This window comes from Variovorax sp. 01T432 (genome assembly GCF_056398605.1).
Window position 1 is genome coordinate 1 of sequence record NZ_JBFTPS010000102.1, and the last position, 6,395, is coordinate 6,395.

Below are 6,395 nucleotides of genomic sequence, written 5' to 3' on the forward strand. Positions count from 1 at the left end.
CAGCTCGGCTTCGGCGCGTTCGATGGCTTGTAGTTCTTGGGAGTTTCGGTTCATTGCGAACCAAGATACAGACCGGACCGCAAACGCGCTAGGTTGAACGGAGGTCGAGCGGAAGCGGAAGCGATCCCTCACCGTCTTGGCGCCGCATCATCGGCAGAAAGCCTCGGTGAGGCGATCGGCGAAGTCGAGCACGTTGGAACGAGCTCGACGAAGAATCATCCCATGTGCAGAAGTGCCACATGCGGCATGGCCAAGAGCTGTCGCTCGCTAGTGAGGCCCCCGGTCGCAACGCAGACGTTCACTTCGGTACTAGATCTTGGAACGCATTCTGTTGCTGCGCGTCGATGCAGCTACGATATCGCAGCAATGTAACTGGAAGCCGCAATGTTGCCGTATACCCTCGACAAGATCAATGCTGCCGTTTTTCAGGAAGTTTGTGACCAGCGCACCAGCGAATCGAGCACGCTCGACTTCAAGCAGATTCTGCCCGGCAAGAGCGACGACGACAAGGAAGAGCTAGCTAAGGACGTCAGCGCCTTGCTGAACGCCGACGGTGGCGATCTCGTGTATGGGATCAGCGAGGACAGGGCCACTGGCACTGCGAAGGCTGTCATACCGATGACCTTCGACAACTTCGACAAGGAGTCGAGGCGAATCATGCAGATCCTGGACGCCTGGATCGAACCCCGGTTTCACGGCATCCAGATCGCCCAAGTGCCGCTCGATGGTGGCTCTGGGGTGGTTCTTCGCGTCCCCATGTCATTCGACGGGCCCCACTGCGTGCGCAACCCTAACAGCACGAAGCGACGATTCGTCATCCGCAACGGGAAAATGACCTCCGATATGAGCTTCGACCAAGTGCGTTCGGCCTTCGGTGCCTCCGCCGCGCTCGCCGTGCAGGCGCGCGAATTCATTCACAGCAGGCTAAAACTCGTTGAGGAACGAAAGACGCAGATGCCCATGGGCGATTCGCCCCTTGCTGTACTCGAGCTCGTCTCGCTGTCAGGCATGGCGCGCCGCACTTTGGTGGACGTCAAGAAGGTGCAGTTCGTCGACTTCATCGTATGGGACGGAGGCGCCGACCCGCGCGTGAACTTGGACGGCGCCGGCGCTTACCTAGGCGCCAACGGTGAAGCGTCCTCGCAAAGCCAGCTATTTAGGAATGGATCGATGGAGTACATGACCATCGCCGGCGGCCGCGGTCAAGACGGCAAGGTGGGGGTATGGGCGTCCCACTCGCTCCAGTTCTTCGAGCGATCACTGACTGTTTCGCTGAAGGCCGCCAAGCGGTACGAGATCGCGGGCCCGGCGTTGGTGACCTGCGCGCTGATGCACGTTGAAGGCTGCGAGTTGGCGGTCGACAGCTATTCACCTTTTCGAAAGAAGGTCTCCGACCGGCCGTTCATGGTCTTCCCGGAGATCTACATCGAAGACCTGTCGGGTGACCTCGATGTCGACGACCTACTCGCAGACACGCGCGACGTCCTCTATCAAGCCTTTGGTTACACTGCAGCGCCAGCGAAGAAATAGAAGTTACCATCCGACGCGCGGCCACTTCACCCACCTTTGAACTCTGCGGCCCGCGCGGCCTGGTCGCGAGCCGCGGGCACCGCAGGGCGCGAACAGCCGTCTTGGGACCGCTGCAGTCCTAGCTCCTGTTACCTGAATGGCTGGTCTCTTGCATCAAGCGGTCGATCATGCTGTTTCACGCGTCCGCGCGTTCCCGCTACGAACCTGCCGACGACTGGTGCGAACGGCTGGCAGAGGAGTCCCATGTCAGACACATCGACTTGCGCGCCGCCTCTGTTCGGCGCCGTCTAGTCGTGCGCTAGTTGGAGCAGTGAGTGTCCCGGATCGCCAGCCTGCTCAAATCCGATCGAGCGGTAAAAGGTCGCACGCGGAGCGACGCCTTCGGGCGCGGCCAATCGGTGTACCGCGGGATCATTGTCGGGCGGCCAGCTTGAGCCCGATGACGCCTGCCAGGATAAGTCCAATGCACAGTACCCGCATCGGCGCCGCAGAGTCGCCCAGCACCAGGATTCCCACGATCGCGGTGCCAGCCGCGCCGATGCCGGTCCAGACCGCGTAGCCGGTCCCCATGGGTAGCGTGCGCATCGATAGGGACAGAAGAAAGACACTCGTCAGGCCCGAGCCGACCGTGAGGAGCGCAGGCATCACCTTGGTGAAGCCGTGAGATGCCTTCATACTGAACGCGAAGGCGATCTCCAGGATCCCAGCGATGCAAAGCAGTGTCCATGCCATAGTTGCCAAGCCCGCTGGTCAGGCAGCAGCAGCGGTAGCGCCGACCGGGGTCGAACGGAAAGCGATCCCGAATCGATTGAAGGCGTTCATCAAACCTATGGCGTATGTGAGCACGGCGAGCTCGTTGTCGCTGAATTCGTCCGCTGCAGCCCAGTACTCGGAATCAGGAGCGCCGGTCTCGGCGACACGTGTGACGGTTTCAGCCCATGCAAGTGCGGCGCGTTCGCGGGTGCTGAACACCTCGAGCGCATCGCGCCAGACAGGAACCAGCACCAGCTTCTCAACCGCCAGGCCCGCCTTGAGCAAGTCGCGCGAATGCATGTCGATACAGTAGGCACAGCCGTTGATCTGCGAGACGCGCAGGTACACGAGGTCGATCAGCGCTTTGGGGAGGCTGCTTCTCTGAAGCGTTGCGTATACGCCGCCGAATGCCTTGTAGCCTTCGGGTGCTGCCTGGGAATAGTCAATGCGATGAGTCACGAAGAATCCTTTCAGTTGAAGGATCCGATGATGCGAGGCCTTGGTCTATACCGAAAGAGCCAAGAATGGTCTTGTGTACTAAGCCATGATCCTTGCACGACAGCGCTGGATCGCCACTACGGACGAAGCCGCGCCAGGATGAGCAAGGCAAGCTTCTCGGCGGTCCGCTGCGAGTCGACGTTCGTGAAGTTGAGAAGCACGGCCGAGGGTCCGCTGCCGCGCGCCATCCAGTCCGTCAGTGCTTCCCCATACAGGCCGTCTTCTCGCATGCGAGCCACCACCCCTCGGTCCGAGCGTCTACCGCGGAGCCGCAACACCAAATGCATGCCTCCTGGTTGCGGGTCAATTTGCAAGTACTTCCCCAGCACGCCTTCGAGGCCCGAGGCTGCCGCCTCTCTGCGCTCTGCGTATAGCTTGCGCATCCGCTGGATGTGCCGGGCGAAGTGTCCTTCTTCCATAAACTCGCTCACCAGTGACTGGGTGAACCCTGAACTGCTGCCGGCAAACGCGTGGCTGATTCTCTCGAACCGTTCGATGAGCGCATTCGGAACCACGAGGTAGGCGAGCCGTAGACTGGGAAACAGCACCTTGCTGAACGTTCCCGCGTAGAGAACTCGCCCGTCACGATCGAGGCCTTTGAGCGCGGGCAACGGGCGGCTTGCATAGCGGTACTCGCCGTCGTAATCGTCTTCGATGATCCAAGCCTTGTTGGCCGAGGCCCACTCGAGCAGCGCCAGGCGCCGGGGCAGCGACAAAGACACGCACAGCGGGCTTTGGTGCGCCGGCGTGACGACGGCCGCGCGAGCGCCGGGGGCGGCCTTGATTCCATGTGCAACGATCATTCCCTCGCCGTCCACGGGCACCGGCACTCCCTTGATGTGCATGTGGGCCAGGACGTCCCGCGTGGGTGGGTAGCCCGGATCTTCGAGCCAGACGCGGTCGTGAGCCTTCAGAAGCCCGTGGGCAATGAGGGCTATCGTGTGGCGGTATCCGGACGTCACGAAGACTTGAGACGGGGAACAGTCGATTCCCCGGGCGACCTGAAGATACGCGGCGATCTGAGATCGAAGTTTCTCCAACCCGAAGACGGAGGGATGAGCCATGTCGACGGGCTGCATGGCTCGCACAGAACGCGCTCCCAGGCGCGCCCAGATCTTGCGGGGAAAGGCATCGAGGGCGGGCAGGCCCATCTGGAAAGGCAAGACCGAATCCGGCCGGAAGCTGGATGGCGCGATAGTCTGGGGGCGCGCAGGCGCACTGGCGACCCTGACTCGCAGCCTCAGCCCGGGCGTCACGATCGTGCCCGCCTGCCCCCGGGCCTGGATGTACCCCTCCGCCGCAAGCAGCGAATAGGCAGCCTCGATGGTGCCTCTGGCCAGGCCCAGCTCCTGGGTCAGCGCCCTCGCCGAGGGGATGCGGTCACCAGGTTTGAGGACGCCACTCGTGATGGCGCCAAGGATCCGCCCGTAAATCTGCCGGTAGTACGGTTGCGCCGCAGTCCGGTCGATGGACAAGCCCGGCATGGTTGTTTCACGATTCATGGCAGGTCAGGATCGCATAAATCATGGCCCGGTCGCAATGTCTTTTCTTGGCTCTTCGGCCAGGACCATGCGGTTCGTAGACTGATCACCTTGCATTTTTCTTCCAACTCGAAAGACCGGACGATGAATATCCTCCACGTTAGCTGCAGCCCCCGTGGCCGCGCCTCCGAAAGCCACCGGCTCTCTCAAGAAATCATCGACCACCTCCTGGAGAAGTTGCCGGCCGCCACAGTGGTGGAACGTCTGCTCGGCGAAGACGCCTTGTTGCGCATCGACGAAGACTACGCACTCTCACAGCAGTCGTCTGCGGACGCGTCGGAGGCCGGGACGGCGGCAAGGTCCGAAGTCCTCATCAAGGAACTTGAAGAGGCCGATTTCCTTGTTATCGCAACGCCCATGCACAATTACACCGTCCCTGCCGCGTTGAAATTCTGGATCGACCACGTCGCTCGAGTGCGACGCACCTTCGATGTCGGCCCGAACGGGAAGGTGGGATTGTTGCGCGACCGTCCTGTCTTCGTTGCAGTGTCCTCGGGCGGCAGATTTTCCGGCGAGAGTCCACGGCAACCCGATTTCCTGACGCCTTACCTGAAAGCCATCCTGGGCATGATCGGCCTTCGCGACGTGAGTTTCACCTGCATCGAAGGCGTCGCCTCCGGTCCAGCAGCGGTTGCAAGGGCAAGAGCCCAGGCAAGCCTGGCCTTGCAATATCACTTTGCTAACGGGCAGTTCAGGAGCGTGCGATGAACCGCCCCGCCACTCGCCCGGCCGAAGTCCGCGGCCGGGCGCCTCTGGTTGGTCCCCGTGAGTGATCTTGTTGATCGCCCGCAACGCCGTGTTCGTGCTTTCAATGGATTCGACGCGCTGCCCGAGCTTTCGATTTCGCGCTCGAGAACCTAGTGTCGTGAGTTAGAAGTTCGCAGACAAAACCTCTCGACGCTGGCGAGCATGTCTTCGGCAGTTTTCGACCACACGAAGGGCTTCGGCTCGGCATTGTTGATGTCGAGATACTCCCGAATGGCCTGCTCGAGCTGTCGTGTGGAGCGGTGCGTGCCGCGGCGAATGCAGCGCTGCGTGAGCGTTGCGAACCAGCGCTCGACCTGATTGAGCCATGACGCCGAGGTCGGCGTGAAGTGCACATGAAAGGGCGGATGCCGGGCCAGCCACGATTTGATCGACGCCGTCTTGTGTGTGCCGTAGTTGTCCATGACCAGGTGGATGTCCAGCACCGGTGGGACGTTGGCCTCGACGGTTCGCAAGAACTGGAGGAACTCGCTGCTGCGGTGCCATGGCGCTCGTAGGATGGGTGCGCCGCTCGGGGATGCTGGGGGCGAGCGACAGCAAGGGTTGCGTGCGATCAAGCGCCTGGATCTGGCTCTTCTCGTCCACGCACAGCAACACCGCCATCAAGGGCGGATCCATGTAAAGGCCGACGATGTCGCGCACCTTCTCGACGAACATCGGATCGCTCGACAGCTTGAACGTCTCCTGGCGATGCCGCTGCAAGCCGAAAGCGCGCCAGATGCGCGAGACGGCCGTCTGCGAAAGCCCGGCTGCGCTGGCCATGATGCGCATACTCCAGTGCGTCGCGCCGCGGGGCACGCTCTCCAGCGTCCTGGCGATCACCGCATCAACGCGGGCATCGTCGATGGTTCTTGGCGCACCAGAGCGCGGCGCGTCCAGCAGGCCGTCGAGCCGACGCTCGACGAACCGTGCCCGCCGCTTGCTCACCATCTGCGGGGTGACGCGCTGGCGCGCCGCAACCACCTTGTTGTCCTGCCCGTCGGCGCACGCCAGCACGATGCGCGCTCGCAGCGCCAGGGCCTTGAGCTCATCACGCTCGGCGTCCGTCAAAACCAGTGTCGCTTTGGGTCTTCCGCTCATTGCAGCCTCATCGAATACACACGGTACACGAGAGACACTGAGGATCAGGAATAGTTCAACGAACTTCTAACTCACTGCACTAGTGTAGTGTTGCATTCTTGAGGGAACTTAAATGATTGCCTCGCTTCCAATGCTCTACTACGGGCGGAAACGGGGTTTGATCGTGCGAGTTGCCATCGAGATTGTGCTGACGGACGGGGAACGGGCAGAGCTGACCGGACTCGTGCG

At 61.7% G+C, this 6,395-nt stretch carries 5 protein-coding genes and 1 pseudogene; 2 read left to right on the plus strand and 4 right to left on the minus strand.

All coding sequences use genetic code 11. The features are described from left to right. The first annotated feature begins 384 nt into the window (after nucleotides 1-384). The gene (locus AC1DNF_RS35035) at nucleotides 385-1,530 is read left to right on the plus strand and encodes an AlbA family DNA-binding domain-containing protein (protein WP_478153472.1); all 1,146 of its coding nucleotides are present in this window, start codon (nucleotides 385-387) and stop codon (nucleotides 1,528-1,530) included. 411 nt (nucleotides 1,531-1,941) lie between these two features. On the opposite strand, the gene AC1DNF_RS35040 is transcribed toward AC1DNF_RS35035, so the two are convergent. The 3 genes from AC1DNF_RS35040 to pdxR form a co-directional block, all read right to left on the minus strand. Beyond that, nucleotides 1,942-2,262, minus strand: a complete 321-nt coding sequence (locus AC1DNF_RS35040) for a DMT family transporter (protein WP_478153474.1) — start codon at nucleotides 2,260-2,262, stop codon at nucleotides 1,942-1,944. 18 nt (nucleotides 2,263-2,280) lie between these two features. After that, nucleotides 2,281-2,742, minus strand: a complete 462-nt coding sequence (locus AC1DNF_RS35045) for a carboxymuconolactone decarboxylase family protein (protein ID WP_478153476.1) — start codon at nucleotides 2,740-2,742, stop codon at nucleotides 2,281-2,283. A 116-nt stretch (nucleotides 2,743-2,858) separates the two neighbouring features. Continuing rightward, on the minus strand, nucleotides 2,859-4,283 hold the full coding sequence (pdxR, locus tag AC1DNF_RS35050) for a MocR-like pyridoxine biosynthesis transcription factor PdxR (RefSeq protein ID WP_478153478.1): 1,425 nt from the start codon (nucleotides 4,281-4,283) through the stop codon (nucleotides 2,859-2,861). Between the two features lie 123 nt (nucleotides 4,284-4,406). Between pdxR and AC1DNF_RS35055 the strand changes: the two genes are divergently transcribed. Next, entirely contained in the window at nucleotides 4,407-5,030 is a 624-nt protein-coding gene (locus tag AC1DNF_RS35055; RefSeq protein WP_478153479.1) for an FMN-dependent NADH-azoreductase, read from the plus strand. 149 nt (nucleotides 5,031-5,179) lie between these two features. On the opposite strand, the pseudogene AC1DNF_RS35060 reads toward AC1DNF_RS35055, so the two are convergent. Next, nucleotides 5,180-6,167, minus strand: a pseudogene (locus tag AC1DNF_RS35060) (IS630 family transposase). Nucleotides 6,168-6,395 lie beyond the last annotated feature (228 nt).